The 24,306-nt window shown below is 68.2% G+C and carries 19 protein-coding genes; 14 read left to right on the forward strand and 5 right to left on the reverse strand.

The window, feature by feature from the left end; all coding sequences use genetic code 11:
* Positions 1-18: 18 nt before the first annotated feature.
* From AAID08_RS05860 to AAID08_RS05870, 3 genes are all read left to right on the forward strand, one after another.
* Positions 19-546: a sigma-70 family RNA polymerase sigma factor gene (locus AAID08_RS05860; RefSeq protein ID WP_006389156.1), complete on the forward strand. Its 528-nt coding sequence runs from the start codon at positions 19-21 to the stop codon at positions 544-546.
* Positions 547-552: 6 nt separating this feature from the next.
* Positions 553-1,503, forward strand: coding sequence for a FecR domain-containing protein (locus tag AAID08_RS05865; RefSeq protein ID WP_175167736.1), 951 nt, complete (start codon positions 553-555; stop codon positions 1,501-1,503).
* Positions 1,504-1,589: 86 nt separating this feature from the next.
* Positions 1,590-4,034, forward strand: a complete 2,445-nt coding sequence (locus AAID08_RS05870) for a TonB-dependent siderophore receptor (protein ID WP_395757453.1) — start codon at positions 1,590-1,592, stop codon at positions 4,032-4,034.
* Positions 4,035-4,058: 24 nt separating this feature from the next.
* Here AAID08_RS05870 and AAID08_RS05875 read toward each other — a convergent pair whose 3' ends face one another.
* Positions 4,059-5,147: a M48 family metallopeptidase gene (locus AAID08_RS05875; RefSeq protein ID WP_336235781.1), complete on the reverse strand. Its 1,089-nt coding sequence runs from the start codon at positions 5,145-5,147 to the stop codon at positions 4,059-4,061.
* A complete protein-coding gene (locus tag AAID08_RS05880) occupies positions 5,131-6,306 on the reverse strand; it encodes a YjgN family protein (RefSeq protein ID WP_167517666.1) in 1,176 nt (391 codons plus the stop codon). Before AAID08_RS05880 ends, AAID08_RS05875 begins: the two co-directional genes overlap by 17 nt.
* Positions 6,307-6,568: 262 nt before the next feature.
* Here AAID08_RS05880 and AAID08_RS05885 point away from each other — a divergent pair, with 262 nt between their 5' ends.
* The 9 genes from AAID08_RS05885 (at position 6,569) to AAID08_RS05925 (ending at position 18,299) form a co-directional block, all read left to right on the forward strand.
* Positions 6,569-7,624 (forward strand): hypothetical protein, encoded by a 1,056-nt coding sequence (locus AAID08_RS05885; protein WP_336235782.1) that lies wholly within the window; start codon positions 6,569-6,571, stop codon positions 7,622-7,624.
* Between the two features lie 184 nt (positions 7,625-7,808).
* Positions 7,809-8,324 carry a sigma-70 family RNA polymerase sigma factor gene (locus AAID08_RS05890; protein WP_336235783.1) on the forward strand — a complete coding sequence of 172 codons (516 nt, stop codon included), beginning with the start codon at positions 7,809-7,811 and terminating at the stop codon, positions 8,322-8,324.
* A 40-nt stretch (positions 8,325-8,364) separates the two neighbouring features.
* Positions 8,365-9,408 carry a FecR family protein gene (locus AAID08_RS05895; protein ID WP_395757454.1) on the forward strand — a complete coding sequence of 348 codons (1,044 nt, stop codon included), beginning with the start codon at positions 8,365-8,367 and terminating at the stop codon, positions 9,406-9,408.
* A gap of 121 nt (positions 9,409-9,529) precedes the next feature.
* Entirely contained in the window at positions 9,530-12,463 is a 2,934-nt protein-coding gene (locus tag AAID08_RS05900) for a TonB-dependent receptor domain-containing protein (protein ID WP_395757455.1), read from the forward strand.
* Positions 12,464-12,770: 307 nt separating this feature from the next.
* A complete protein-coding gene (locus AAID08_RS05905) occupies positions 12,771-13,112 on the forward strand; it encodes a hypothetical protein (RefSeq protein WP_054501645.1) in 342 nt (113 codons plus the stop codon).
* Positions 13,113-13,228: 116 nt separating this feature from the next.
* The gene (mgtA, locus tag AAID08_RS05910; RefSeq protein WP_395757456.1) at positions 13,229-16,000 is read left to right on the forward strand and encodes a magnesium-translocating P-type ATPase; all 2,772 of its coding nucleotides are present in this window, start codon (positions 13,229-13,231) and stop codon (positions 15,998-16,000) included.
* 18 nt (positions 16,001-16,018) lie between these two features.
* Positions 16,019-16,213, forward strand: coding sequence for a hypothetical protein (locus AAID08_RS05915; RefSeq protein WP_054501644.1), 195 nt, complete (start codon positions 16,019-16,021; stop codon positions 16,211-16,213).
* Between the two features lie 386 nt (positions 16,214-16,599).
* Positions 16,600-17,679 (forward strand): sensor histidine kinase, encoded by a 1,080-nt coding sequence (locus AAID08_RS05920; protein WP_175167729.1) that lies wholly within the window; start codon positions 16,600-16,602, stop codon positions 17,677-17,679.
* Positions 17,676-18,299 carry a response regulator transcription factor gene (locus AAID08_RS05925; RefSeq protein ID WP_175142129.1) on the forward strand — a complete coding sequence of 208 codons (624 nt, stop codon included), beginning with the start codon at positions 17,676-17,678 and terminating at the stop codon, positions 18,297-18,299. The genes AAID08_RS05920 and AAID08_RS05925 overlap by 4 nt, the downstream gene beginning before the upstream one ends.
* A 102-nt stretch (positions 18,300-18,401) precedes the next feature.
* On the opposite strand, the gene AAID08_RS05930 is transcribed toward AAID08_RS05925, so the two are convergent.
* Genes AAID08_RS05930 through AAID08_RS05940 form a run of 3 tightly spaced genes read right to left on the reverse strand, consistent with a single transcriptional unit; the run spans position 18,402 to position 21,583 of the window.
* The gene (locus AAID08_RS05930; protein WP_064522661.1) at positions 18,402-19,484 is read right to left on the reverse strand and encodes an ABC transporter substrate-binding protein; all 1,083 of its coding nucleotides are present in this window, start codon (positions 19,482-19,484) and stop codon (positions 18,402-18,404) included.
* Positions 19,474-20,880 carry a sensor histidine kinase gene (locus AAID08_RS05935; RefSeq protein ID WP_240317428.1) on the reverse strand — a complete coding sequence of 469 codons (1,407 nt, stop codon included), beginning with the start codon at positions 20,878-20,880 and terminating at the stop codon, positions 19,474-19,476. The genes AAID08_RS05930 and AAID08_RS05935 overlap by 11 nt, the downstream gene beginning before the upstream one ends.
* Positions 20,881-20,884: 4 nt before the next feature.
* Positions 20,885-21,583 carry a response regulator gene (locus AAID08_RS05940; RefSeq protein ID WP_395757457.1) on the reverse strand — a complete coding sequence of 233 codons (699 nt, stop codon included), beginning with the start codon at positions 21,581-21,583 and terminating at the stop codon, positions 20,885-20,887.
* 563 nt (positions 21,584-22,146) lie between these two features.
* Here AAID08_RS05940 and AAID08_RS05945 point away from each other — a divergent pair.
* On the forward strand, positions 22,147-23,487 hold the full coding sequence (locus AAID08_RS05945) for a CitMHS family transporter (protein ID WP_054501638.1): 1,341 nt from the start codon (positions 22,147-22,149) through the stop codon (positions 23,485-23,487).
* Between the two features lie 39 nt (positions 23,488-23,526).
* Positions 23,527-24,267, forward strand: a complete 741-nt coding sequence (gene phbB / locus AAID08_RS05950) for an acetoacetyl-CoA reductase (RefSeq protein WP_054417571.1) — start codon at positions 23,527-23,529, stop codon at positions 24,265-24,267.
* Positions 24,268-24,306: the final 39 nt, after the last annotated feature.

Here is a 24,306-nt window from a genome sequence, read left to right on the forward strand (position 1 = left end):
GGCGCTGACGCGACGGCCATGTCGTCCACGGAATCCCTGGAACACCGCGAGCTGGGCAGGCTGTACCGCGACCATCACGGCTGGCTGCGTGGCTGGCTGCTGCGGCGGCTGAACGTGCCGGCCGAGGCCGCCGACCTGGCCCAGGACACCTTCCTGCGGCTGCTGGCCTCGCCGGCATCGATGGCGCAATTGCAGGGCGTGCGGCAGCCGCGCAGCTTCCTGGCCACGGTGGCGCAACGCACGCTGGTCGACCACATCCGCCGCCAGGTGCTGGAACGGGCCTGGCTGGAAACCCTGGCGCAGCAGCCCGAGGCCAGCGCCATTTCACCCGAGACCCGGGCCATCCTGCTCGAGACCATCCGCGAGATCGACGCCATGCTGCACGGCCTGGGCGACAAGGTGCGGCGCGCCTTCCTGATGTCCCAGTTGGAAGGGGCCAGCTACGCCGAGATAGCCGCCCGCCTGGGCGTGACGGTCAGTTCCATCAAGAAGTACATGGCGCGCGCCACCGAGCATTGCCTGGTGTACGCGCTGGCCCGGCAGTAGGCGGCCATGGCGGACAAGACCATCGCCGCGGCGGCGCAATGGTACGCGCGGCTCTGCGCAGACGACGTCAGCGCGGCCGACGTGGCGGCGCATGGGCGCTGGCTGGCGGCCGATCCCGAACATGCGCGCATCTGGGGCCAGGTGGAACGGCTGCGCGGCACGCTGGGAGCCGCGCCGGCGCGCCTGGCTGCGGACACGCTCAATCGTGCCGACCAGCACTTCTCGCGCCGCCGCGCCGCGCTGCGCAACGGGCTGGGCGCGGTGGCGCTGCTGGGCGCCGGCGGCCTGGCGGCCTGGCGCACCCTGCCGACGGAGCGGATGCTGGCCGACTACCGCACCGGGGCGGGCGAGCGCCGCGAACTGCGGCTGGCGGACGGCACCTTGCTCTGGCTGGACAGCGCCAGCGCGGTCGACGTGACCGTCGACGCCGGCCAGCGGCGCATCTTCGTGCATGCCGGCGAGATCCTGGTCGATACCGACAACGTCCGTCCCGGCCTGCCGCCCTTGCGCGTGCGCACCGCGCACGGCGCGGTGCGACCCTTAGGCACGCGTTTCATCGTCACGCGGCAGGATGACCTGACGCGGGTCGCGGTGCTGCGCCATGCGGTGGCGCTGGAACCCGCGACGGGCGGCGCGCCCGTGATCCTGAAGGCGGGCGAACAGGGCACGCTTGCGCTCGCGGGGGCGCAGGCGGCCGGCGCCATCACCGGCGAACCCGACGCCTGGACGCGAGGCCTGCTGGTGGTCGACAACTGGCGCCTGGACGATTTCGTTGCCCGGCTCGACCGTTATCGGCCCGGGCTGTTGCGATGCGACGATGCCGTGGCGGCGCTGCGCCTGTCGGGGGCCTTTCCCGTCGACGACACCGACCAGGCGCTGGCCGCCGTGACGCGCGCGCTGCCCGTGAACATAGCGCGCTTTACCCGTTATTACGTCCGCATCGTCGCCCGCCACTGATTTTTTTCGCTCGGCATTGTCCTTTTTCCGCGCTCGTCCGACTTAGCAGGGATTACGTCGGATCTGCCACACGGAAACCTGAGTCCATGCCTTCTGTACCCTCGCTTCGTCACTCCGCCACACTCGCGCCCCTGGCGCGCGCCGTTGTCATCGCGTTGACCGTCCTGGGCGCTGCGCCGTCCGCGCAGGCGCAGGCCGTTCCCGGCGCGCAGGCGTCGCGTCACTATGATGTGCCGCCCGGTCCGCTGGGCCTGGCGCTGAGCCGGTTCGCCGCCCAGGCCGGGGTGGTGCTGTCGTTCGACGCCACGCTCACCCAGGGCCGCCAGAGCGCCGGCCTGCGGGGCGACTATGGCGTGGCCGCGGGCCTGGCGGCGATGCTGTCGGGCACCGGGCTGGAGGCCGTCAACCAGGGCGGCAACCGCTATGGCCTGCGCGCCGCCAATGCGCAGACCCTGGCGCCGGTCGAAGTGCTGGGCGCGCGCGAACCCGCGCCCAGCGAAGGCACCGATTCCTACACGGTCGGCGTGTCGAACACCGCCACCCGGCTGCCGATGACGCTGCGCGAGACGCCGCAGTCGGTCTCGGTGATGACGCGCCAGCGGCTCACCGACCAGGGCCTGAACACGCTGGAAGACGCCATCGTCAACACCCCGGGCCTGACCTTCAAGAAGAAGGGCTCGGCCGACGACAACGAGAAGGGCCTGTATGCGCGCGGCATGGAGATCACCAACATGCAGGTCGACGGCGTGCCGACCCACAAGGACTTCAATGCCCTGGGGCTGGACACGGCGCTGTATGACCGCATCGAAGTGGTGCGCGGTTCCACCGGGCTGCTGAGCGGGGCGGGCAATCCGGCCGCGTCCATCAACCTGGTGCGCAAGCGGCCGACCCGCGAGTTCGAGGCCGGCGTGGGCGCCAGCATCGGGTCGTGGGACTACAAGCGCACCGAGTTCGACCTGGGCAGCCCGCTGGATGCGTCGGGCAAGCTGCGCGGGCGGCTGGTGGGCGCCTGGCAGGAAGGCGGCTCGTTCATCGACCGCGTCAAGCAGGATTCGCAACTGCTGTATGGGGTGGTCGAGGCGGACCTGACCGAGCGCACCCTGCTGACCCTGGGCGCGGAATACCAGCGCAAGAAGTGCACGGCGTGCTCGTACTTCGGCTTTCCCGCGTACTACGCCGATGGCTCCAAGACCGATTTTCGGCAACGGTTCAATTCCGCCACCAACTGGAGCCGCCAGGAACGCACGCGCTACAACGTCTTCGCCACGCTCGACCACGAGTTCTCGTCATCGTGGAAGGGGTCGCTGACGCTGTCGCGCACCGGCGACGACAACGACCGCACCTATGGCTGGTTCAGCAGCAACGGCTGGGCCAATCCGCAGACCGGGCAGGGCGCCTCGGTCTGGGTCGCCAAATGGCCGATCCCCAAGACCCAGAACGCGCTGGACGCCAGCCTCAGCGGCGCCTTCGACGCGCTGGGCCGCCGCCACGACCTGGTGCTGGGCGTGAGCCTGTCGCGCACCCGGGGCGACTACGACACCTATCCGCTGTGGACCGCGCCCGGCTATGACCCGGTCATCCCGGACGTGCGCGCCTGGGATGGCGACATGCCGCAACCCCAATGGCAGGCGACGGGCAAGCGCTACTACACCGAGAAGCAGAACGCGGTCTATGGCGCATTGCGCCTGCGGCCGACCGACGCGCTGTCGGTGATCCTGGGCTCGCGCATCACCTGGTGGGACCAGCAGGCCTCATACACCTACAACGACGGCTCGGCCTATCCGGACAACATGCGCGAGCAGGGCGTGTACACGCCGTATGCCGGCGTGGTCTACGACCTGACGCCGACACTGTCCGCCTATGCCAGCTACACCAGCATCTTCCTGCCGCAGCAGGCCCAGACCGTGTCGGGCAGCGGCGTCGCGCCGATCAAGGGCAATACCTACGAGATCGGCCTCAAAAGCGCCTGGCTGGACGGCCGCCTGAATGGCGCGCTGGCGCTGTTCCGCACCCGCCAGGACAACTACGCCATGCTGGACGGCGACAAGCTGGCCCCCAATGGCGATAACGCCTATGTCGCCGCCAACGGCGCCGTGCTGCGCGGCGTCGAAGCCGAGCTCAGCGGCGAGCTCGCGCCCGGTTGGCAAATGCAGTTGTCGTACGCCTACGTCGACCGCCGCCTGCCGACGGGTTTCTCGACCCAGGTCGGGCTGCCGCGCCACATCGCCAAGCTGTACACCACCTACCGCCTGCCGGGCGACTGGAGCGCCCTGACCGTGGGTGGCGGGGTGCGCTGGGAAAGCCAGAGCGGCTTCACCAGCCGCGGCCCCGGCGGGCAGCAGTTCGATTCCTCGCAAAGCAGCTATGCGCTGGTGGACCTGATGGCGCGCTACCAGTTCAACCGCCAATGGTCGGCCACGCTGAATCTGAACAACGTGCTGGACAAGAAGTACTACGCCAGCACCAACGTCTACAGCAATTACTACGGGGCGCCGTTCAGCGCGATGCTGGGGGTGAATTACCGGTATTGAACGGCTTGTCTTGCAATACGCGAGTTATCGGCCTTCCAGCATCAGGCGCGTGCGTTCTTCGGTCGATGGATGGCTGGAAAGCCAGTTCGGTGTGGTGCCGGCCACTCTGGACTGCGCCGCCAGGTCTTGCAGCAGCTTTGCCAGCAACGCAGGGTCCTTGCCGGTCTTGCGCATGAGCGCGACGGCGGTCGCGTCGGCATCCCGCTCGAAATCGCGGGAGTAGGACAGGTCCAGCAGCCCCGTGCCCAGCACGCTGGCTTGGTGCAGCAGGCTGGAGGCATCACCGGTCAAGAACAGCGCCACGGTCGACAGGCCCGCCAGGCGGCCAAGACGGCGTATGCCGTGGCGGTGCTGGATGTGGCCGAGTTCATGGGCCAACACGCCCGCAAGGGCCTGGGCTGTTCCGGCCAGGCGCGCCAGTTCGTCCGTGACGATGACGGGGCCGCCCGGCAGCGCCATCGCGTTGGCGCCCACCAACGGGCCGCCTTGGCGGAACAACAACTGCGGTGGCGTCGCGCCCAGGTCGGCGTGCGCCACGAGTTCATCGAATACGGCCTGGATGGCCCGCCGGGTGTCGGGGGCGAGTTGGCTGGGGCGCAGCACGAGGCGATCGAGTGTATGCAGGACGTTGGCGCCGATGCGCGCTTCGGTAGCGGGGGGAACGGTGCGTGCAAGGCTGTCGCCCAGCCAGGGAATGGTCCAGCGCAGGCTGACGACGAACGCCAGGGTAGCCAAGGCCGCCAGTCCGAGCGCGGCCAGATTGAGGCGCTCCAGGCGATGCAGCAGATGGCTGCGGCGGCCGAGCAGGCGTTCCAGGCGGTCGACCTGGTCGTTGTCATCGGTTTCGAAGACGCTGTCGTCGGGCAGCGTGGCACGCCGGGCTGTCGTGCCGATACGGCTGGACCATCGCAGCACGCCGGCCGGCAGCGTGCGGCGCGCCTGGCCGTGCAGCAACGACACGGAGCCATCCGCCTGCCATTGCAGGCTCGCCGGATGGCTGGCCGCGCTGCCGGCGGCGTAGAGCCGGCCGTGGATGATGACCGATACGGCGTCGCCTGGCGACGCCGGGGAGCCCGCCGCCGGCTCATCCGTGTGGTCAGAGGGCCGAGACACCGGCAAAACCTTCGAGCTGGCTGAACTCGGCACCGAAGGCGCCGGGGACATGGGCCAGTTGCCGTGACACGAATTCATCCAGGCCAGGCGCCGCCAGCACGGTGATGCGCTGCGTCACGTAGCGATACTGGCGCACGCGCGCCCAGGGGTAGGCCAGCCCCAGCGTCAATATGCTGGCCGCGATGCCGGACAGGGTGATCCAGGTGTAGCGCCAGGGCGCCACGGCGCTGTGCAGCCGGTGCCTGCCTTGTAGCGTGCATCGGTTGAGAATTTCATTGTGGGCGCAGGCGCCGTAGTACAACGCGGCTACGATCAGCGCGGCGTAGAGTGTCGCGAGCAGAACGGGGAAAACGGAGAGGAACATGTGCGGTCCGGCCGAAGGATGGCGATGCGACGGGTCGGTAAGCCCCCGCAGCATTTCGCTAAACGAGAACTCGGGATTTGCGGCCTGACCGACCCATTGCGCGGCCAACATTCCGACCAGGCAGACGACTATGAATATGCCCATGCCGCGCAGCAACCCGGCATACAGGATCGCCAGGCGAGGGGCGCTGAAGAAGGCGGCGTAGCCGTAACGGTGGCCTCCCGCCACATAGCTGGCACGTTGTTGCGTGGCCAGCGGGGTCAGCAGCCCGAGCGTGAAGATAGAGAGCAGCGGCAGAAATACGAAGACGAGCAGCGCGCGTCCGTAGCTGCCCTGGAAGCCGAACCGCACGTTGCTCCAGGAGGTCATGTACGCGCGGAAACCCAGGCTGGCATTGACCAGCCATGGTACGGCCAACAGGATGAAAAGCGATAGCAGCCGTTCGGCAAGCGGCCATACCGCGCCGATGAGCGAGACAGCGGCGATGATTGCAATGGCGAGCAGGCGCCCTTTGAATATCTGCCCGCCCGTGGCGTGATAGTCGAACCCGGCGCCCGCCAGGTAGGTGTGGCCGCGGAACCAGCGCATCGTCCTGACCTTGGCCCAGGCCGACCAGATGCCCAAGGTGCATAGCGTCAACAGGACATTCACCGCCCACACGCCAAAGTAATCACGCGCGCGGCCGCGGAACTGCAGCGGCAGCGCTTGTGACGCTTCGTCGGGCGCCGATGGGAGGGGGTGCGTGCCGCTGGCAGCGTGGGTGCCCGCAGGGGCGGGGGAGGGAAATTGCGACATCGGACTATCTCGGGAACGGCTAACGAAGGGCTTCGCGGATCGTAGCGATGCAGGCTTCGGCGATGCCATCGGATAGGTCTGCTATTGAGACGCGGTCCTCGCGGTTTAGGATAGGTCCGCCAGGTTGCCCGGGACGGGACGCGCCATTCAGTACACTTGCCGGTGCGATGATCTCCGGGCGGTTGCCTCCCGCGAGGCGCGCCGCAGCCACGCGGGCGGGGCGTCCGCCCTTGCGCCAACGATATTCCACGGATTCCCTGCCATGCCCGCTGCCCACGCCACGCTTGCCACCGCGCTGCGCACCCCGGTCGTCTCCGCCGACGACGCGGAAACCCTCGACGGCTTTTTCAAGCGGCCTGAGGTGCGCGCGTTCTACGAAGATGCCTTGGCGTCCGCGCACACCGCCGCCAGCCTGCGGTTCTGCGCCGAACTGCTGCCGTCCCTGCACCCCAGCCGGGCAGCGGCGCTGGCGCTGATGTGCGGCTCGCTGGTGGAGGACGGCGCCGATCCCGTGCTGCTATTCCCCGCGTTGCAGGCGTTGCTGGGCCCGTGGTTGCGGACCCTGCGACCGTATTGCGCGCTGGAGGTCGAGGACGACGACGCCGAAGTCGAGGAAGCCGACCGCCTGGCCTGGAAAGAGGCGGTGGCGCGGCTTGAAGCCATTCCCGAGGACCGGCGCTGGGAACTCGATGCGCAGGTCGCCGCCATCGACACCCTGGTGCTGCCGATGATGGCCATGCTGATGCGCGACCAGCGCAATCACCAGGCCTTCGTCGCCGACGCCGAACTGATGGACCTCCTGTACGCCATGACCACGCTCAACGACAACGTGCCGTTCGAGCAACTGCACTACCTGTGGCTGGCCTCGCGCATCAGCTACGAGGAAGAGCTCGTGGTGGTGTTGCCCACCTCCGGCACGGGCTTCGTGGCGCGGGCGCACGGCATCAATAACAATTTCCACGCCTTCACGCTGTTGCAGAACCTGATGCGCGACCACGTCCAGGCCCTGGGCGTGCGCCGCGAGATCGCCGCGCGCGAGCCCGACGCCGAGCGCGACAGCGCCGATTTCCAGTGGCTGCAGGCCGATGCCTATGCGCAGGGAAAGCTGGTCAACGACATGCGCTTTGCCTGGGGCGAGGCGGCGCTGCGCGACAACCTGGCCAGGCACGGCAAGCGGGTGCTGATCGCGCTGGAGACCGAGGACGGCATGCAGCGCAACTGGTCTGGCTTCAACGGTGCGATCCATGATGCGCAGCAGCCGTCGATGACGTTCGTGCGCTATCTGACGGCGGATGAGGTAGTGGCGTATCTGACCTGAGCGGCAGGCGGCGGCGCCGCGCCAACGAAGGCGGCGGGCGGCCGGCACGACGCGGTGCAACAGATGAGCGACGGATGTTTCTCTTGTCTTGCGCAGCGCTTTTCATCCACATAGTATTGAAACTCATTTTTATTTGAGTTCCTCAAGACGCTCGCCGGTCGCTCGCGTCGGAATGAAGTGGATCGTGACTGCAGCCTATCCCCTGGTCTCGGCCGTCAAGGCGCTCTATGTCGACCATCACGGTTGGCTCACTGCCTGGCTGCGCCGCCGGTTGGGATGTCCGGAGCAGGCGGCGGATCTGGCCCATGACACTTTCCTGCGGCTGCTGACGGCCAGGGTTCCTCCCGCCGAACTGGTCGAGCCGCGGGCCTGGCTGACCACGGCCGCGCGCCGGCTGATGCTCGACCGCCTGCGGCGCCAGCGCGTCGAACAGGCCTATCTCGAAGCCATGACGCTGGCGGCGGATGCCTTGCCGCAAGGGGCGCCATCACCCGAGGCGCTGATGAGCGCGATACAGGTGGTGGAGCAACTGGCAGCCGCGCTGGCTGCGCTGGCGCCGAAAGGGCGCGAGGCGTTCCTGTTGCATTACCTGGAAGACCACAGCCAGTTGGTGGTGGCCGAGCGTCTCGGAATCTCCGTGCGGATGGTGCAGAAGTATCTGGCGCAGGGGTTGCTGCGTTGTCACCGGGTGCTGGCCTGATGATGGCCGGGCGATCCGGTCGCCAACCGGAAGCCGCCGCATGAGGCGCGTGCCGATCCCCGATGCCATCGCCGAACAGGCCGCCCGGTGGGTCGTGCGCCTGAGTTCTGACGACGCGGCCGAGCGCGACGCCGCGCAGCGCGAACTGGAGGCGTGGGTGCGGCAAAGTCCCGTGCACGAGGCGGCGGTGCGGGGCATGCGACTGGTGGTGGACCGGATGCAGGATCTGCGCGGCTCGGCGGCGCAATCGGGGGCGAAATCGGGGGCGAAATCGGGGGCGCCGGCGCGAGCGGGATTCGAAGCGGCGTTTGCCCATTCGGGCAAACGCTGCGCGAGCCGGATGCTGTTCGCGATCGGTGCGGCGTTGCTCGTGGCCGCGGCGGGCGGGATGACACTGCGGGTGTATCCCGCGTCCTATCTGATGGCGGATGTGCGCAGCGTGACCGGCGAGTGGCGCGTCGAGCTGCTGGAGGACGGTTCGCGCGTCACCCTGGCCGGTGACAGCGCGGTAAACCTGCGATTCGACCGCCAGCGCCGGGAGCTGGAATTGGTGCAGGGACAGGCGCTGATCGAGGTGGCGAAGGACGCGCTGCGTCCCTTCGTGGTGCGCACGCGCGAGGCGCGGCTGGTCGCGCTGGGTACGCGCTTCGCAGTGGATCGGCATGACGGCGTGACGAAGCTGGCAATGATCGAATCGCGCGTGCGGGTGGAGGCGGCCGGCACGCCACCGACGCAGGCGCTGGTGGTGCGGGCCGGGCAGCGCGTGGTGGTTACGGCGCAGGGCGTCGGGCCGATTGCGGCGGTCGATCCCGGCCAGGTGGAGGACGCCTGGAGATTCCATCAGTTGGCGGCGCGGGACCAGCCGCTGGCGGACGTGCTGGAGGAGCTGAATCGGCACCGGTCCGGCCGCATTTTCTATGACGAGGCCGCCTTGGCGGGGATCCGCATGACGGTGGTGTTGCCACTGGACGATACGGGCCGGGCGTTGCGATTGCTGGCCGAGAGCGTACCCGGCCTGACGCTGCGGTTCGCCTCGTCCTATTTCGTGTGGGTGGGGAGGACCGGTGGCGAAGCCGCCCGCTAGTCCGGGAAGATTCCCTGCGATGGGTGGTTCGTGTTTTGGAGTCCGGCGCGTCATGTCTTCTGAATGGCGATGATCCGGGACGTATCGATAGGTCCCGACGCCCGAGCTAAGGACCACGATCATGCACAAGCTCCACCCGGCAGGCCAGCGCCGCCGTTTCCGATTTTCACCGCCGCCGCAGCCCCGCGGCCTGCCCCCCGCTGCCCGCCTGGTGCTGGCCGGGTTGGGCGCGTCGATCGCGCTGATTGCCCAGGCGCAGCGCGTCGACAGGCAATACGACATTCCCGCCGGCTCGCTGGCGGACGTCTTGAGCCGTTATGCGCAACAGTCCGACATCGCGTTGTCGCTGATTGCCGAACAGGTGGCCGGTCGCGAGAGTCCGGGGCTGCATGGCCGCTACGCGCTGGAAGAAGGCTTCGCGGCGCTGTTGCGCGGTAGCGGCCTGCAGGCCCGGCGCAGCGCATCCGGCTATGTGCTGGTGGTGTCGCCGGGAGCCGTGACCCTGGCGCCGGTCGAGATCGAGGGCGATGCGGTGGCCGGGAAAGAGGTCTATGCCGCGCCACGTTCATCCGTGTATCTGTCCAGCCGGGACCTCGACCGTTTCGGCCGGGTGTCGGTCGGTGATCTGCTGGCCGGCATACCGGGGGTGCAGGTTGGCGACAGCCGCAACGGCGGCGCGCTGGACGTCAACATCCGCGGCATCCAGGGGCAGAGCCGGGTGGCGGTGCGGGTCGATGGCTCCGAGCAGGCGCTGGACGTGTACCGCGGATACGGAGGCACGGCCCAGCGCAGCTATATCGACCCGGACCTGATCAGCGACGTGACCGTCAACAAAGGTCCCTTCGTGACGTCCGGCGCCATCGGCGGTTCGGTGGAAATGCGCACGCTGGGCGTGCGGGACATCCTCACGGAAGGCAGCCGGGTCGGCCTGCGCCTGAAGGGCGAGTTATGGAACAACGGCGTGGCGCCGCCACATCGTGGCGTCAATCCGCCATCGTCCTCCACAGGGGAGCCCTCGGCGAATGATCTGAGTGCCGTTCCGCACGATAGCCATGGCAGCCTGTTCGGGTCGCGCGCGGAATCGGGCAGCCTGGCGTTTGCCTATGCCAACGACCGCCTCGACTTCGTGGCGGCCTACGCGCACCGCAACCAGGGCAACTACTTCTCGGGCAAGAAGGGGCGGGAGCGTTATCGCATGTACTACCCGGGTGGTCGCTACGAGATGAACAGCGTGGCCAAGTCCTACAACCCTGGCGAGGAAGTGTTGAATTCGTCGGCCGAAACCGAGTCGACGCTGTTGAAACTGACGCTGCGACCCGCCGAAGGCCACGCATTGGAACTGGGCTATCGCCGCTACGACGGCAAAATCGGCGAAATCATGCCGTCGGACATCATCCGGTCCGGCACGGCGGGCATCACGCAGTATCCGCTGGGGGAAATCGGTATCGACACCTATACGGCGCGCTATCAGTTCCAGCCGGCGGACAATCCGCTGCTGGACCTGGGCGTGAACCTGTGGATGACGGATGCCAAGACCAGCCAATTGACCTCGGTGTGGGCGCCGGCGTCCCAGGCCTACGTGACGGATCGCCGATGGACCCGGCAGGCCGACCGCCGCATTGGCGGCGATCTGTCCAATACCTCGCGGTGGCGCACGGCGCGCGGCGATGTCAGCCTCAACCTGGGCGGCTCATTCCAGGTCGAGGATCTCCGGCCGCAGCGCAGCGTGGTGACGACGCAGCAGGACATCGACGGCAACCGCGTGCTGCGCGATGCCTCGCGCCGGGAGTTCAGCCTGAATGGCAAGCTGGAATACCGGCCGGTGGCGTCGCTGACGTTGTGGGGCGGCGGCCGCTACAGCCATTTTGACGTCAGGGACCGCGGCGTGTATTCCACTGCCATCCGCGAACCGCGCTCCTATCGCCCCATCATGGTGAAAAAGCCGGGTGAGTGGTGGTGGCCGGGCAACTTCGGTTACCAGACGTGGTGGCCGGACGAGCAAGGCCTGTACACGGACGCCACCGACCCGCGCCTGCATAACGGCATCGTGTTTCAGGACAGCAACCGCCCCGAGGTCGGCGTGCCGTACGACGACTTCGGGGCGGGCTCGACCCGCGTCTATGACGAGGATGTGAAAGAGGTCGTCACCGGCTATGCGCATGCCCCCAGGCTGCGCAGCCGCGGCGGCGGCTTCGCCCCATCGGTGGGCCTGAACCTGGAACTGGTGCCGGACACTTTCGTCTATGCCTCGTACACCCAGGGGCTGCGGTTGCCATCGCTGTTCGAGACCAGCCTTGGCACGATGAGCCTGTCACCGGGCAGGGGGCTCAAGCCAGAGCGTTCCAATAGTTGGGAATTCGGCGCCAGCACGGTGCGTGGCAACCTGTTGGCCGATGGCGACACGGTCGCCGCCAAGGTGGTCTATTTCAACAACAACATCAAGAACTACATCGTGCGCTACTACGACTATGACGGGGTGGAGGAGCTGACCGAAAAGGCATTGCAGATGCGGAACACCGACCGCTACAAGACCAGCGGATTGGAATTCCAGTCGCGCTATGACGCCGGGCGGGTGTTCGCCGATCTGGCGGCCACGTATTACCTGAAGACCGAGACCTGCGACGCCGCCTTCGCGCAGCACTTGCGTGACAACCCCAGCGCTATGCGGCATACGGAAAACACGCCGACGTGCACCCCTGGCAGTTTCATGGGTTCGTATACCAACGCTCAGAATCCGCCCAGGCTGGCCTTGAGCCTGACCGCCGGCCTGCGCTTCTTCAATGAAGCGCTGACGCTGGGCGGGCGCATGGCCTACACCTCGGGCCCCACGGTCAAGGCCGACGAGCCGTGGCAGGAAACACCGACGACGAAACAGCTCGTGTACCACCCCGTGACCCTGTTCGACCTGTTCATGACCTACCGGCTGCGCGAACGGGTGATGGTGAGCCTCTCGGTGCAGAACCTGACGAACCGTTATTACCTGGATCCGCTGGCGCAGAGTTTCATGCCTGCGCCGGGCCGGACGGTACGGATCGGCATGCAGACGCGTTTCTGAGCGCGCGGCGTCCGGGGGCGGGCAGTCCGCACGCGAGGCCTGCCCGCGCCGGCATCTATACCAAGGTATACGCCTCATGATCTGTTCGGAACGCCGCCCCGGACCTACACTGCCGCCTGTTGCAACCCTATAGGAGCCCGCCGTGGAAGACGACGGAAGTACCAGAACCCACGGCGCACGCCGGGTCTAGCGGGTCTGCATTTTTTTGTCAGCCGCCACGCCCGTCCGGGTCGATCCGGAGCCGCGACGGCTTGCATGCGCCATCCGAACCCCTGCGGGCGGAATCGCCCGTTTCCAGGAGACGCGCATGCTGTTCCATACCCTTTCCCCCAACCCCGTGCGCCGCGCGGCCCCCGCGCCGGCCTTCATCAACCTGACGTTCTACGGCAGCCCCGCGGTGCTGGCCCTGATCCGCAAGCGCCTCTACGAGGAACTGCGGCAGCGGTCGGAAACCGTGGCAGACGTGCGTTACTCGACCGACGGCGAACAGGCCTGCACCGCCATCAGCCTGCGCAGCGACAGCGGCAATCCCTGGCCCGTGATTACCTGGCTCAGCGACCTGTGCCGCGAGCTTGGCGTGCATACGCTGCGTGTCGGCGTGGCGCCAGCGCCGCGCGCGCAGGCGCCGGCCGTTCCCGTCCCGCATTGATTCCGCCTTACCCGATTTTCAATTTCCACCAAGCCCGCGCGGGCCGTGGACGGGGGACGCTCGCGCCGTGAAAACGGCGGGCTCCCACCGGCGGTGCGCGGGTGGGAGCAGCGAACATGAAGCAAGTCCAAGAAGCCTCGTTGCCGGCCCCGCGCGGGCCTCGCAGCGAGAAGACCCCCGCGGCCGGCGCCGCGTCGGGCAAGAACCGCACGATGCCGGTGGCGCGACATGCCGGCCTGTCGGTGCACGAAAGCCTGCAGACGCTGCAGACGCAACGCGCCGGGCTGAGCGACGCCGAGGTTGCCGCGCGTCGCGCGGTCGACGGCCTGAACGAGGTCGCGCACGACAAGCCCGCGCCGGCCTGGCTGCAGTTGCTGCGGGCGTTCCGCAACCCCTTCGTGCTGGTGCTGCTGGGCCTGGCGGCGGTCTCGTACCTCACCGATATCCAGTTCGCCGCGCCCGCCGACCGCGACTGGACCGGCATCGTCATCATGCTGACCATGGTGACGGTCAGCGGCCTGCTGCGCTTCATCCAGGAGTACCGCTCGGGCCGCGCCGCGGAGAAGCTCAAGTCCATGGTGCGCAGCACCGCCACGGTGGTCCGCCGCGACAGCCAGTCCAGCGAGCCGGTGCGCCGCGAACTGCCGATGAACGAACTGGTGCCTGGCGACATCGTCGAACTGCAGGCCGGCGACATGATCCCGGCCGATATCCGCCTGCTGCAGTCGCGCGACCTGTTCATCAGCCAGGCCATCCTGACGGGCGAAGCGCTGCCGGTCGAGAAGTACGACACGCTGGGCAATGTCAGCGCCAAGCGCGCCGAGGCGCAAGCGGGCGAGAACGCCGAGTTGCTGGACCTGGCCAACATCTGCTTCATGGGCACCAATGTGGTCAGCGGCACCGCCACCGCGGTGGTGGTGGGGACCGGGCCGAATACGTATTTCGGCTCGCTGGCCAAGAACGTGGTGTCGACCAAGCGCGTCGAGACCAGCTTCGACCGCGGCGTCAACAGCGTGTCGTGGCTGCTCATCAAGTTCATGCTGGTGATGGTGCCGATCGTGTTCGTCATCAACGGCGTCACCAAGGGCGACTGGGTCACCGCGCTGACCTTCGCGCTGGCGGTGGCGGTGGGGCTGACGCCCGAAATGCTGCCGATGATCGTCTCGGCCAACCTGGCCAAGGGCGCGGTGGCGATGGCGCGGCGCAAGGTGGTGGTCAAGCGGCTCAACTCGGTGCAGAACTTCGGCGCGATGGACGTGCTGTGCACCGACAAGACCGGCACGCTGACGCAGGACCGCATCATCCTGGAGCATCACTTCAACGTTGACGGCGACGTCGACGACCAGGTGCTGCGCCTGGGGTGGCTGAACAGCGCCAACCAGAGCGGCCAGCGCAACCTGATGGACCGCGCCATCCTGGCCCGGGCGCGGGAGCTGCGCGGCTGGGACCGCAGCGCGCATCACGAGAAGGTCGACGAGATCCCGTTCGACTTCGTGCGCCGGCGTCTGTCGGTGGTGGTGCGCAGCGTCGACGGCGGCCTGGAGATGATCACCAAGGGCGCGGTCGAGGAAATGCTGGCGGTCAGCACGGGCGTGATGATCGACGGGCAGGAACGTCCGTTGGACGCGGCCATGCGCAAGCGCCTGCTGCGTAGCGCCGAGGCCTACAACTGCGATGGCTTCCGGGTGCTGGTGGTGGCCTCGCGCCGCCTGGAGGACAGCGGCCGCACGCAGTTCCAGGCCAGCGACGAAAGCGGGTTGGTGGTGCGCGGCTTCCTGACGTTCCTGGATCCGCCCAAGGATTCGGCGCAGGCCGCGATCCGTGCGCTCAACGACTACGGCGTGGCGGTGAAGGTGCTGACCGGCGACAACCCCATCGTGGCGGCCAAGGTCTGCCGCGACGTGGGCCTGGATCTGGGTGACGACGACGCGCGGGTGCTGCTGGGCGCCGACATCGAGCAGATGGATGACGTGACGCTGTGCCGCCGCGCCGAAACCGCGGTGCTGTTCGCCAAGCTGACGCCGCTGCAGAAGTCGCGCGTGGTCAAGGCGCTGCAGGCCAACGGTCACACCGTGGGCTTCCTGGGCGATGGCATCAACGATGCCCCCGCGCTGCGCGACGCCGACGTCGGCATCTCGGTGGACAGCGGCGCCGACATCGCCAAGGAAACCGCCGATATCGTGCTGCTGGAAAAGGATCTGATGGTGCTGGAGCAAGGCGTCATCAAGGGGCGCGAGACCTTCGGCAACATCCTCAAGTACCTGAACATGACCGCCAGCTCGAACTTCGGCAACGTGTTCTCGGTGCTGGTGGCGTCGGCGTGGCTGCCGTGGGAGCCGATGCTGTCGCTGCAACTGCTGATCCAGAACCTGGTGTACGACATCTCGCAACTGACGCTGCCGTGGGACCGCATGGACGATGAGTTCCTGAAGAAGCCGCGCAAGTGGGAAGCGGGCAACATCCAGCGCTTCATGCTGTGGCTGGGGCCCACCTCGTCGGTGTTCGATATCACCACCTATTTCCTGATGTGGACGGTGTTCGGCGCCGGCGCGGCCTATGCCCTGCATGGCGGCGACGGCGGCCAGACCATCATGAATTCGGGCTGGTTCATCGAGGGCCTGGTGTCGCAGACTTTCGTGGTGCACATGCTGCGCACCCGCAAGATCCCGTTCCTGCAGAGCACGGCGTCGCTGCCGGTGCTGTTGTCGACCACCGCCGCGATCGCGCTGGCATGTTGGCTGCCCTTCTCGCCGATCGCCGAGTCCATCGGATTCGTGTCGCTGCCGCCCATCTATTTCGGCTGGCTGGCGCTGACCATCCTGGGCTACATCGCGCTGACGCAGCAGGTCAAGACCCTCTACATCCGCCGCTACGGCCGGTGGTACTGACATGCCGGGAGAGACGACATGGAAAAGGCTTTCGAGGAAATGCGCAAATTCTCGCGTGACATGCACGCCTACGAGATCGAACGGGCCGCCTTCCGTCAGGCGGGGCAGGCGCCGGACTTGCCGGATGGCCCGCTGATCCCGCTGCGGCTGCTGGTGCCGATGCTGCTGGCGTGGACATTGGGCGTGGGCGGGATCCTGTGTTTCCTGCCCTGAAGGGAGGGAGGATCGGGCGGCCGGGCGCCGCCCGATTGTCTCAGGCGACGCGGTGCAGCGCCTGGATCACGCCGAGCGCGATCCAGATGCCGACGAGCACGGCGCCGCGGACGATCCAGAGGACTTTGATGGACGGTTTCATGGGGACGCTGCCAGTAGGCGTTGGCGGGGCGGCGCGGCCGAAGGACGCGCCCGGGAGGGATCCGAAAATTATAGGAACCGGCCCCCGCGCGGGCGAGCCGCCATTGGGATGGCGGACCTATACCTTGGTATATGCCGGCTTTCCGAAAGTGCGCCACGGCCCGCGCCTGTCTCTACAATGGCAGCTCGCGGCGCGGGGCCATCGGGGCCCGGCGCCGGCGTCCATTCAACGAGGTGGCAGCGCCATGTTCCTCAAGCCGGCCAGGTATCTGAAACAGCGTCCCCGCGCGGGCGTTGCGCTGCTGGTGGCGCTGATGGCGATAGTGTTCCTGGCGGACACCTTCACCCGCCTGGAAATCGCCGTGGCCGTGTTCTACGTGGCGGTGATCCTGGCGGCGCTGAGCTTCCTGCCGAGACAGGGCGTCACCCTGGTCGCGGTGGCGTGCGCGGCGCTGACGCTGCTCAGCCTGTACCTCACGCCAAATGGCGGCGCACTGCGCGAACTCGGGCTGATCAACGCGCTCATCAGCATTGCCGCCATTGGCGTGACCACCTACCTGGCGCTCAAGCGGGCGGCGGCCGAGGACGCGGCATTCGAGGCGCGCACGCAACTGGCGCGCATGGCGCGCATTCACAGCCTGGGCGAGCTGACCGCGTCCATTGCTCACGAGATCAACCAGCCGCTGGCGGCCATCGCCACCAGCGGCAGCGCCTGCCAGCGCTGGCTGGAGCACGATCCGCCCAACATCGAAAGGGCCTTGCGCGCGCTGCAGCGCATGACCGGCGACGTGCATCGCGCCAGCGAAGTGGTGGCGCGCATCCGCCGCGACGCGCGCAATGCCGCGCCGCAACGCGAGCGGCTGGACCTGGCCGACGTCATCGGCGAGGTGCTGGAGCTGGCCGGCGGCGAGCTGGCGCGCAACGAAGTGGTGGTGTCCACCCGCATCCAGGAGCGCGTGCCGGCGGTGCTGGGCGATCGCGTCCAGCTTGGGCAGGTGCTGGTCAACCTGGTGCTCAACGCCATCGAGGCCATGCAGCAGACCCCGGCGGGCGCCCGCCAGTTGACGCTACGCCTGTCGTGCCATGAGGCGGGGCAGGTGCAGTGTTCGCTGACGGACTCCGGCCCGGGCCTGACGCCGCAGGCGCGCGAACGCCTGTTCGACACCTTCTGGAGCACCAAGCCCGAAGGCACCGGCCTGGGGCTGACCATCAGTCGCGGCATCATCGAAAGCCATGGCGGCCGGTTGTGGGCCGAACCCGCCGCGCGCGAGGGCGCGGTGTTCTGTTTCATGCTGCCAGCGGCGGCCGAGGATGAGTCTTCATGATCGCAAGCACGCGGCCCGAGCCCGCCACCATCCACATCGTCGATGACGACGCCTCGCTGCGCGAGTCGCTGGAGGACCTGATGCATTCGGTCGGACTGCCCGTGCGCGGCTATGGGTCGGCACGGGAGTTCCTGGACGCCGATCCGGGCACCGGCCCAGCCTGCCTGGTGCTGGACGTGCGCCTGCCGGGGCAGAGCGGCATGGACCTGCTGCGCAGCCTGCAGCAGGCGCGGCGGCGCATGCCCGTGGTGATGATCACCGGCCACGGCGACATTCCCATGTCGGTCGCGGCGATGAAGCTGGGCGCGGTGGATTTCCTGACCAAGCCGTTTCGCGACCAGGACCTGCTGGACACCATCCACGCGGCGGTCGAGAAGGATCGCGCGCAACTGGCAAGCGCATCGGGTTCTGATGAGGTCCAGGCCCGCTGGGATACTTTGACCGACGGCGAGAAGGCGGTGATGGAGCGGGTGGTGCGAGGCATGCTGAACAAGCAGATCGCGGCCGAACTCAATGTCAGCGAGATCACGGTCAAGGTGCGGCGCGGGCGTGTCATGCGCAAGATGCAGGTGCGCACGCTGGCGGACCTGGTACGCGCGGGCGGGCAACTGGGCGGTTAGCGCTCATTGGGCTGGCGCTCGTCGAGGCGCAATGCCTGGAGACGAAGGGCTCGCCCCGTCATCGGCAGGCGCCATGCGCCGCGAGCGGGCGGCCGGCCCGCTTCAGTCCGGCTTGCCCGGCGGCTGGGCCGCGGCGCGCCACAGGTCGAGGAAGTGGCGCTTTTTGAGCGGATCCAGGTACACCAGCAAGCCCACGCCCAGCGCCACCGGCCGCACGCCCGCCGCCGGCACCACCGAGGCGCCGACCGGCCGCATGCCGGACTGGCGCGCGAGCATGTCCTGGCCGCGCGGCGACAGCAGGTAGTCGAGAAAGCGCGCGCCCAGGTCGGCGCGCGGCGCCTGCCGTGGAATGATGGCCGAGCGCGACAGCATCAGGGTGTAGTCCTGCGGGTAGATGATGGCCAGCGGCGCGCCCTGGTCGATGCGGTGGCGGGTATAGGATTCCAGCAGGTTGTAGGCCAGCGTGATCTCGCCGCGTTCGAGCTTGTCGAGCGCATGCTCGGTCGATTCGTGCACGCTGACGCCGTTGCGGCCGAAGGCGGCCAGCAGCGCGCCGGCCAGGCTGTCCAGGCGCGCGTCCTGGGTGGCGGCCAGGTAGCCGATGCCGCTGCCTTCGACGTCGTAGGTCGAGATCCGGCCGGCCAGCGGCTGGTCGGGCGCCTGCAGCAGCGCCAGCAGCTCGCGGCGGGTGCGGGGCGCACGCGCGGCGTCGAGCGTGCGGGTGTCGTAGACCATCACGATGGGGTCGGTGCCGATACTGAAGACCTCGTCGCGCCAATTGGCCCAGGCGGGCAGGGCGCGGGTGTCCGGCGACACGTGCGGCTGCGCATGGCCGTCGTTGACCAGCTTGGTCTGCAGGTCCATGGCGCTGCTGATGACCAGGTCGGGGCCGGCCTTCTCGCCCGGCGCCTGCGCGGCGCGGGCGGCCACTTCGGCATACAGCGCCTGGGTCGACAGTTCCGTGTATTCCAGGCGCACGCCAGGATTGAGCTGGCTGAAGTCCTCCAGCACGCCGCGAAACACCCGCACGCTGTTGGAGGCGTGCAGCACCAGCACGTGCTTACTGTCGGCCGGACCCAGCGTCAGGCCGTCGGCGCTGGTCTCGGCGGCGGGGCTGGCGCTGGCCAGGAGCAGGGCGGCGCCGGCCGCGGCCAGGCGCGCGAGCAGGGGAAATCTAGGCGTCATGAACGTTGGCGGGCAGGTAGACGACGGCTTCGAGGCCGCCGCCGGGGCGATTGCTGAGACTGAGCCGGCCCTGGTGGATATCGACCACGCGCTTGACGATGGACAGTCCCAGGCCGGCGCCGGGCGTGCGTGGATTGGGGCCGCGCGAGAAACGCTCGAAGGCGCTTTGCGCCAGCGCGGGCGGGATGCCGGGCCCCTGGTCGGCCACGGTGATGCGCCAGCCGGCGTCGTCGCGTTCGAGCCGCACGTCGATGTGGCCGTCCGCCGAGGCGCCATGGCGCAGGGCGTTGTCGACCAGGTTCTTGAAGGCCTCGCGCAGCATCAGGCTGTCGCCCGCGATGCAAGGCGGCGCGTTCTCCTGCGCGGCGGGCAGGCGCAGCCGCACGTCGGGCTGCGGGTCGGCCTGCGGCACGGTGTCGTAGACGGCCTGCGAAAGCAGCTCGGCTAGGTCCACGGGACCGAACTTGCGCACGTTGCTGCGGTGGATGACGCTGGCGTCGCTGAGCAACTGGTTCACCAGCCGCGACAGCTTTTCGGCGTTGCGCAGCACCGCCAGCAGGCTGCGGCGCTGTTCGGCCGGGTCTTCCTCGTCCAGCGCCACTTCCATCTGCGCGTGCAGCGCGGCCAGCGGCGTGCGCAACTGGTGCGCGGCCTCGGCGATGAACAGGCGCAGGGTGTCGAGGTTCTCGGACAGCCGCGCCATGAAGCCGTCGAGCGAATGCACCAGCGTGTCCAGTTCCTCGGGCACCGGCGCGGCGATCGGATGCAGGTCGGCGGCGCTGCGCGCGGCCAGCTCGCGTTCGATGCGCTGGATCGGCGACAGCGAGCGCCGCAGGCCCCAGTAGGCCAGCGCCAGCGCCGCGGCGGTAAAGCCGATCAGCGCCAGCGTGCCCTGCCACAGGATGCGCTCGGCCAGCGCATTGCGCGCCTCGCGCGTCTGCGCCACCTGGATCAGCGCGGTCTCGGTGGCGCGCGGGCCGGCGATCTTGCGCTCCATCCACGCCACCCGCACGGCCTGGCCCTGGTAGTCGGCGGTGAACAGTTGCGGCGCGGCGCCGGCGTCGGCGCCGTGAGCGGGTGGAGCGGACAGGTCGGCGTAGCCGGAGATCAGCGCGCCGTCGGCCGCCGCCACGCGATAGAACACGCGGTCGCGCGGCGCCTGCTCCAGCAGCGCCAGGGCGGCGTAGGGCATGTCCATCTGCCACTCGCCCTGCACCAGTTGCAGGCTGTCGGCCATCGACAGCGCCGAGGCGCGCAGCAGTTGGTCATAGGTGGTGTCGGCGTTCTGCTGCGCATAGCCGCGCACCAGCAGGTAGAGCGCGCCCAGTCCCACGACGAACAGCCCCAGCAGCATCGCCAGCAGGCGCCGGCGCACGGAAATACGGCGGGACCGCACCGTTTCAGTCCCTTGGCGCCGCGGTGGCGTCGGCATCCCCGGCCGCCGTCAGCAGATAACCCGTGCCGCGTTGCGTCTCGATGCGCAGCGGCGAGCCTTCCAGCTTCTTGCGCAGCCGCGCGATGTAGACCTCGATGGCATTGGGCGCCGCGTCGTCATCGAACGCGAACAGCTTGTTGGCGATCTCGGCCTTGCTGACCGCGCGGTTCATGCCTGCCAGCAGAATTTCGAGCAGGCTGTATTCGCGCTTGGGCAGATCGATGCGCTGCCCCGCCAGGCTGACCTGCCGCGCCGCGCTGTCGATCACCAGTTCGCCAAACCGCAGCACCCCCGCCGCCTGCACGCCGGGCCGCCGCAGCAACGCCCGGCAGCGCGCCTCCAGCTCGCGAAAGTCGAACGGCTTGGCCAGGTAATCATCGGCCCCCGTATCCAGCGCATGCACCCGATCCTCGATATCGATGCGCGCCGTCAACGCCAGCACCGGCGTCTTGCTGCCCCGATCCCGCAGCCGATGCAGGATCTCGAACCCCGACATGCGCGGCAATCCGATATCCAGGATCACCAGGTCAAAGGTCTCGTACTGCAACACCCCATCCGCGTTCAACCCATCATTCTGGCAATCAACGGCATGCCCAAGACGACGCAGCCGACGCACAAGCGCGTCGGCCAGGTCCTCATCATCTTCGATCACCAGAATCCGCATGCGCGAGATTGTCGCATAGCGTCCCACGCCACCAATGGCCCCCGCCGCCACATCCGTCCCCCTGTAACGCCCTGTCATAGCACTCCGCTCCCAACCAGCGCGCAGCGCACACCGCCACGCAATCCCCCACCGCGTATGCCGTTTGGGCCGCCCGCGCGGCCCAAAAAGGCGGGCCGCCACCACTCCCCCATGCCGCCGAGGTCCAGCAACGCATCAAACCCAGAAACCGGTAGTCCGGGGCGGGGTGGGTGTCGCGGAGCGCGCCGTCAGATGCGCCCGACGGAAACCGAAGGCAGCCGCCGAAGGGCGGCCACGAGGTTGAGGCAGGGGGGGGCCGCCTAGGCAAGTCCGGAGCGAAGGCTCCGGACCGCAATCGCAGGCGCGCTCCGCGACACCCACCCCGCCCCGGACGGCCTACATCTCCTTTAGCCCCCCACCAAACCCCATCCACCCGACCCCGGCCCTCCCAAAAAACGACAGGTTCCAGACAGCTTTTCTTCCTAGTCTTCCGCCCCAGCGCCCCACCGGCGTGCAAATAACAACGAGCCCGGAGATACCCCCTCATGCTTTTGACCCTGCTTGGCTTCGGCATGGTGATCACGTTCATGACGCTGATCATGACCAAGCGCCTCTCGCCCCTGGTGGCGCTCATCCTCGTCCCCATCCTCTTCGCCCTGCTCGGCGGTTTCGGCGCCGGCATCGACAAGATGATGCTCGATGGCATCCGCAAGATCGCGCCCACCGGCGTCATGCTGATGTTCGCCATCCTCTACTTCGGCGTGATGATCGACGCCGGCCTGTTCGACCCCATCGTCGGCCGCATCCTGCGCGCGGTGAAGGGCGACCCGCTCAAGATCGTGGTCGGCACCACCGTGCTGGCGCTGGTCATCTCGCTGGACGGCGACGGCTCCACCACCTACATGATCGTGGTGGCCTCGATGCTGCCGCTGTACCGCCGCCTGAAGATGAACGCGCTGTCCATGACGTGTCTGGCGATGCTGGCCAGCGGCGTCATGAACCTGACGCCATGGGGCGGGCCGACCGCGCGCGCCGCCAGCGCGCTGCACGTGGACGCCGGCGACATCTTCGTGCCGCTGGTGCCGGTGATGGGCGTGGCCATCGTCGCGATCCTGTTGCTGGCCTTCTTCCTGGGCCTGCGCGAACGCCGCCGCCTGGGCGTGCTGTCGCTGCCCGAGGGCGCCTCGCTGCACGCCGGCTACGACGAGGACGGCCCCAAGAACCTGCCCGAGATCGAGGTCGACCACGACCTGCGCCGTCCCAAGCTGCTGTGGGTCAACGCCGGCCTGACGCTGGCGCTGATGGTGAGCCTGGTGATGGGCGTGCTGCCGCTGCCGGTGCTCTTCATGATCGCCTTCGCGATCGCCCTGATCATCAACTACCCGAACCTGGCCGAGCAGCGCCGCCGCGTGGCGCAGCATGCCGGCAACGTGCTGTCGGTGGTGTCGCTGATCTTCGCGGCGGGCATCTTCACTGGCATCCTGTCGGGCACGGGCATGGTGGAAGCCATGTCGCGCAGCCTGCTGGCGGTGATCCCCGACGCGCTCGGACCGTACCTGGCCGGCATCACCGCGCTGGTCAGCCTGCCGTTCACCTTCTTCATGTCGAACGACGCTTTTTATTTCGGCGTGCTGCCGATCCTGAGCGAAGCCGCGCAAGGCTATGGCATCACGCCGGTGGAAATGGCGCGCGCCTCGCTGATCGGCCAGCCGGTGCATCTGCTCAGCCCGCTGGTGCCGTCGACCTACCTGCTGGTGGGCCTGGCGGGCGTCGAGTTTGGCGACCACCAGCGCTATTCGCTCAAGTGGGCCACGATGGTCTGCCTGGTGATGCTGGCGGCCGCGCTGGCGTTCGGCCTGTTCCCCCTGGTCGGCTCCGTCGCCTGACGGCCGCGCTTTCCCACGTTTCTTGAAAGGAGCACGTTCATGGCTTTGCGCATTGCTTACGTCACCAGCGGGATGGGCCACACGGGCACCGCGATCTGCCAGGCCCTGCACCGCGCCGGTCACCGCGTCATCGCCGGCTGCGGGCCGCGCTCGTCGCGCAAGGATCACTGGCTGAAGGAACAGAAGTCGCTGGGCTACGACTTCATCGCCTCGGAAGGCGACGCCACCGACTGGGCTTCGACCGAGGCGGCCTTCGCCAAGGTGCGGCGCGAGGTCGGGGAGATCGACGTGCTGGTCAACAACGCCGGCGCCATGCTCGACATGCGCTTTCGCCAGATGAGCCACGCCGACTGGTCGGCCGTGCTGCGCAGCAACCTGGACACGCTGTTCAACAGCACCAAGCAGGTGGTCGACGGTATGGCCGAGCGCGGCTGGGGCCGCATCATCAACATCGGCTCGGTCGCCGCCGAGAAGGGCCAGATCGGCCAGATCAACTACGCCACCGCGAAGGGCGCCGTCATCGGCTTCACCCGCTCGCTGGCGCAGGAAGTGGCGGCGCGCGGCGTCACCGTCAACCTGGTGTCGCCGGGCTTCATCGCCGACGACACCGTCAAGGCCTTCCCGCCGGCGCTGCTGGACCGCATCATCGAAAGCGTGCCGGTGGGCCGCCTGGGCACCGCCAAGGACCTGGCCGGGCTGTGCGCCTGGCTGGCTTCTGACGAGGCGGCGTTCGTGACGGGCGCGAACTATGCGATCAATGGCGGCGTGTATATGAGTTGAGGGGGGCTTGGCGAGTTTGCTGTCGGTGGTGTCGTCCGG

The organism is Achromobacter sp. EB05, assembly GCF_044232075.1.
Classification (GTDB): domain Bacteria; phylum Pseudomonadota; class Gammaproteobacteria; order Burkholderiales; family Burkholderiaceae_B; genus Achromobacter; species Achromobacter dolens.

Bases quoted from the DNA above. Each gene is read 5' to 3' on its own strand.
- AAID08_RS05905 (WP_054501645.1), top strand. From the start codon at position 12,771: ATGCTGTTCCATACCCTTTCCCCCAACCCCGTGCGCCGCGCGGCCCCC.
- phbB (WP_054417571.1), top strand. From the start codon at position 23,527: ATGGCTTTGCGCATTGCTTACGTCACCAGCGGGATGGGCCACACGGGC.
- AAID08_RS05880 (WP_167517666.1), bottom strand. From the start codon at position 6,306: ATGTCGCAATTTCCCTCCCCCGCCCCTGCGGGCACCCACGCTGCCAGC.
- AAID08_RS05900 (WP_395757455.1), top strand. From the start codon at position 9,530: ATGCACAAGCTCCACCCGGCAGGCCAGCGCCGCCGTTTCCGATTTTCA.
- mgtA (WP_395757456.1), top strand. From the start codon at position 13,229: ATGAAGCAAGTCCAAGAAGCCTCGTTGCCGGCCCCGCGCGGGCCTCGC.
- AAID08_RS05940 (WP_395757457.1), bottom strand. From the start codon at position 21,583: ATGCGGATTCTGGTGATCGAAGATGATGAGGACCTGGCCGACGCGCTT.
- AAID08_RS05865 (WP_175167736.1), top strand. From the start codon at position 553: ATGGCGGACAAGACCATCGCCGCGGCGGCGCAATGGTACGCGCGGCTC.
- AAID08_RS05945 (WP_054501638.1), top strand. From the start codon at position 22,147: ATGCTTTTGACCCTGCTTGGCTTCGGCATGGTGATCACGTTCATGACG.
- AAID08_RS05925 (WP_175142129.1), top strand. From the start codon at position 17,676: ATGATCGCAAGCACGCGGCCCGAGCCCGCCACCATCCACATCGTCGAT.
- AAID08_RS05870 (WP_395757453.1), top strand. From the start codon at position 1,590: ATGCCTTCTGTACCCTCGCTTCGTCACTCCGCCACACTCGCGCCCCTG.
- AAID08_RS05920 (WP_175167729.1), top strand. From the start codon at position 16,600: ATGTTCCTCAAGCCGGCCAGGTATCTGAAACAGCGTCCCCGCGCGGGC.
- AAID08_RS05915 (WP_054501644.1), top strand. From the start codon at position 16,019: ATGGAAAAGGCTTTCGAGGAAATGCGCAAATTCTCGCGTGACATGCAC.
- AAID08_RS05885 (WP_336235782.1), top strand. From the start codon at position 6,569: ATGCCCGCTGCCCACGCCACGCTTGCCACCGCGCTGCGCACCCCGGTC.
- AAID08_RS05860 (WP_006389156.1), top strand. From the start codon at position 19: ATGTCGTCCACGGAATCCCTGGAACACCGCGAGCTGGGCAGGCTGTAC.
- AAID08_RS05930 (WP_064522661.1), bottom strand. From the start codon at position 19,484: ATGACGCCTAGATTTCCCCTGCTCGCGCGCCTGGCCGCGGCCGGCGCC.
- AAID08_RS05895 (WP_395757454.1), top strand. From the start codon at position 8,365: ATGAGGCGCGTGCCGATCCCCGATGCCATCGCCGAACAGGCCGCCCGG.